Annotated in this window: 4 protein-coding genes; 3 read left to right on the top strand and 1 reads right to left on the bottom strand. The window is 74.2% G+C overall.

Annotated features, from left to right (window positions below; all coding sequences use genetic code 11):
• Positions 1-1459, bottom strand: a 1459-nt coding sequence (locus tag BZL64_RS36240; protein ID WP_086773279.1) for a penicillin acylase family protein, incomplete at its 3' end; no start/stop codon positions are given.
• Positions 1460-1602: 143 nt separating this feature from the next.
• Between BZL64_RS36240 and BZL64_RS36235 the strand changes: the two genes are divergently transcribed.
• From BZL64_RS36235 to BZL64_RS36225, 3 genes are all read left to right on the top strand, one after another.
• Complete coding sequence (locus BZL64_RS36235) at positions 1603-2313, top strand: siderophore-interacting protein (protein ID WP_086773278.1); 711 nt, start codon at positions 1603-1605, stop codon at positions 2311-2313.
• Between the two features lie 91 nt (positions 2314-2404).
• On the top strand, positions 2405-2998 hold the full coding sequence (locus BZL64_RS36230) for an HhH-GPD-type base excision DNA repair protein (RefSeq protein ID WP_086773277.1): 594 nt from the start codon (positions 2405-2407) through the stop codon (positions 2996-2998).
• Positions 2999-3092: 94 nt separating this feature from the next.
• On the top strand, positions 3093-3427 hold a 335-nt coding region (locus BZL64_RS36225), incomplete at its 3' end, for a DUF308 domain-containing protein (RefSeq protein WP_143663418.1).

Raw genomic sequence — 3427 nt, 5'->3', positions numbered from 1 at the left:
CCCACCTCGCCTCCGCCGCGGCCCTGCTGGGCCAGTTGGCCGCCCTCGACGGCCTCACCGCGGCGGAGGCGAGGTGGGTGTCGGTGTGGATGGCGGACATGCCGGACGAGGCCCACTCCCGGCGCTCCTCGAGCAGCGCGCGGATGCGGTCGGCGCGGTGCGGCGGGGCGAACTCGACACCCAGCCCGGCGGCCGGTCCCCGCTGGTTGGCCATGACGGCGACGCCGTCGGTGACTCCTGCGCGGGGCATCTCGTGCCAGCCGGTCCACTCGTGGCCGGGCTCCCAGGCGGGCACGAGGCGGGTGCGGTTGGCCCGCGCGCGGACGGGCACGCGGCCCGCGACCCGGTGCAGCAGGCCGCCCTCGGTGTCGGCGGCCTGGACGACGTTGACCGGCTCTGCCCAGATGTCGAGGGCGCGGTCGACGTCGGCGACCCGGCGGGCCCGCAGGAGGGGCAGCAGGGCGGAGAAGCCGAGGTCGCCGGTGACGCGGGGCGGGTAGCGCAGGGCGAGGGCGAGCGGGGTGCCGTCGTCGGTGCCGTCCGCGTTCCCGTCGTCGAGGCCTTCGGGGCCGCCCGCGATGACCGGGCCGCGCTCGGTCTCCAGCACCTCGACCTCGACGGGCTCCTCACCGGCGACCCGGACGAGTTCGGTGTGCCGGGCGATCCGCCGCCAGTCGCCGTCCGGGCCGAGTGCCTCGACGCCGGCGCCGGTGCGCCGCAGGCGTTCGCGGTAGAGGTCCTGGTAGTCGGCCATGGCGTTGGTGATGGCCCAGGCGACCGTGCCGGTGTGTCCGAAATGGGCGATGCCGGGGACGCCGGGCACGGCCAGTCCGACGACGTCGAACTCGTCGCAGGCCAGCCGGATCTGCTGGTAGACGCCGGGGTCCTCGATGAAGCGGTGCGGGTCGCCGGCGATGACGGCCTGCCCGGTGACCGTGCGTGCGCCGCTGACGAGCCAGCCGTTGCTGCCGGAGGTGCCGGGCCCGTCGGTGGCGAACAGGCCGACGGCGTCCTCGCCGAGGTGGCGGGCGGCCTCCTCGCGCCACAGCTTGGCGGGGAAGCCGGCGAAGAGGATGTGGGTGGAGAGCCAGACGGCCAGCGGGGTCCAGGACTCCCAGCGGCCGGGGGTGAGGCCGACGCGCTCGAACTCGGGGGTCACGCGCAGGCCTTCGTTGACACCGTCGACGTACGCCCGTACCCAGTCGGCGGTCTCGGGGTCGCGCTCCTGGAGGGTGGTGAAGCAGCGGCGGGCGGTGTCGTCGAGGCGGGCGCGGCGGACGAAGCGGTCCCAGGGGAGGGACTCGGGGCCGAGGAAGGACGCCGAGGTGCCCTGGGCGCGGTGCCGCTCGATCTCCAGCTGCCAGGCGCGGTCGCGGGCGGTGACCCGGCCCTGGAGGCGGGCGAGGGCACGGGCGCTGCCGGCCCGCAGGTGTGGAATGCCCCAGGCGTCCCGGTAGATCTCCCCGTTTTCTCCTTCCGCTTCTCCTTCCGCCTGCCGGGCGGCTCCGTCCGTCTCACTCGTCACCCTGCGACCCCACTTACGTTTAGGTTAGGCTCACCTAATTAATCGGTGCAGGAATCGTACGTGAGAGGTGAACAGGCATGGCGCAGGGGAGGGGCTGGGAGGGCGCGGTCCTCAAGTTGATGCGGGGGAAGGACTTCACCTTCACCGTCACGGGGTCCGAGCAGGTCACCCCGGACTACCGGAGGCTGCACCTCACCGACGGCGGGCTGCTCGCCGCGACCGGCGTCCACCCCACGATGTGGGTACGGCTGTGGTTCACCAACGCGGGCAAGCCGCACCAGCGGGCCTACACGCTGGTCGACCCCGACCCGGCGGCCGGCACCTTCGCCCTGGAGTTCGCCCTGCACGAGGGCGCCGCCAGCGACTGGGCGCGGGCCGCGAAGCCCGGCGACACCATCGAGGCCACCGTCCAGGGCACGGGCTTCGCCGAGCCCGCCCCGGCCCCCTCCCGCATCCTCGCGATCGGCGACCCGGCCTCGCTCCCCGCGATCAACTCCCTCCTCGACGCCCTCGGCGCGACCCCGGCCACCATCTGGTTCGAGGGCGGCGGGGACGACCTCCCCTTCCGCACCGACCCGGCCCGCCACGACCTCCGCCGCACCCCCCGCGCCGAACTGGTCGACCGGGTGAAGACCGAGCTGCCCGCACTCCTGGCGGCCACCCCGGACCCGTACGTCTGGATCGCCTGCGACACCCGGACCACCCGCACGCTGTCGGCCTACGTCCGCAAGGACCTGGCGGTCCCGAAGGAGCGGACGCACGCGCTGGGGTACTGGCGGGCCGACTGACGGACCGACGGTCTGACGGCGATGGAGGCGGCCGGGGACCGCTCCGGGCGAGCGCGCGCGTCCCCTCCCCCCGCGCGGCATGATCGAGGGTATGGACGTCACCCTTCACCTCGCCCAGGATCCCGAGGCCGATGAGCTTCTGGGCCGGTCCCCGCTCGCCGCGCTGGTCGGGATGCTGCTGGACCAGCAGGTTCCGATGGAGTGGGCGTTCAAGGGACCCCGGACCATCGCCGACCGGCTCGGCGCGGACGACCTGGACGCGCACGACATCGCCGCCCGCGACCCGGAGGCCTTCACCGCCCTGCTGTCGGAGAAGCCGGCCGTGCACCGCTATCCGGGTTCGATGGCCAAGCGGATCCAGCAGCTGTGCCAGTACCTCGTCGAGCACTACGACGGTGAGGCGAGCGCCGTCTGGGACGGTGTGCCCACCGGCGCGGAGCTGCTGGGACGGCTGGAGGAACTGCCCGGCTTCGGCAAGCAGAAGGCACAGATCTTCCTGGCCCTGCTGGGCAAGCAGCTCGGTGTCCGCCCGCAGGGCTGGCGCGAGGCGGCCGGCGCCTACGGCGAGGCGAAGTCCTTCCGGTCCGTCGCCGACATCACCGGCCCGGAGTCGCTGGTCAAGGTGCGGGCGCACAAGCAGGAGATGAAGGCGGCGGCCAAGGCGGCGAAGGCCGCCAAGGGTTAGGACCGCACCGCCCTCCCCTGCCGAAGGCCGGTCCAGGAACCTGTCCGGCCCGTCCCGAGTGGCGGGCCGCCCGCGCCGGGTCTGAGCTGGGTCCATGACCGAGCCACCCACCGGCTCCCCCTGGGACCCGGAGCAGGACGACCGCAGAGTCCGCGCCCAGCACGCCGCCCCGTCGCACGCCACGCCCTCGCACGCGGCCCCACCCCACACGGCCGCATCGCACCGGCACGAACCCGAGCCGCCGTTCGAGGGCCCGCTGCACGCTCTGTCCCGCGCGGCCTGGCAGATCGTCCTGCTCACCGGGGCCGCGTCGCTGGTCCTCGGCGTCCTGGTCCTGGTCTGGCCGGGCGCCTCCCTGTTCGCGGCCGGCGTCCTCTTCGGCGTCTACCTCGTCGTCAGCGGCGCCTTCCAGCTCGTCGCGGCCTTCGG

It is taken from the genome of Streptomyces bobili, assembly GCF_002154575.1.
Classification (GTDB): Bacteria; Actinomycetota; Actinomycetes; order Streptomycetales; family Streptomycetaceae; genus Streptomyces; species Streptomyces bobili.
This window is presented reverse-complemented; position numbering and strand designations above follow the sequence as displayed.

Coding starts and splice junctions, on each gene's coding strand:
- BZL64_RS36230 (WP_086773277.1), top strand. CDS start 2,405: ATGGACGTCACCCTTCACCTCGCCCAGGATCCCGAGGCCGATGAGCTT.
- BZL64_RS36235 (WP_086773278.1), top strand. CDS start 1,603: ATGGCGCAGGGGAGGGGCTGGGAGGGCGCGGTCCTCAAGTTGATGCGG.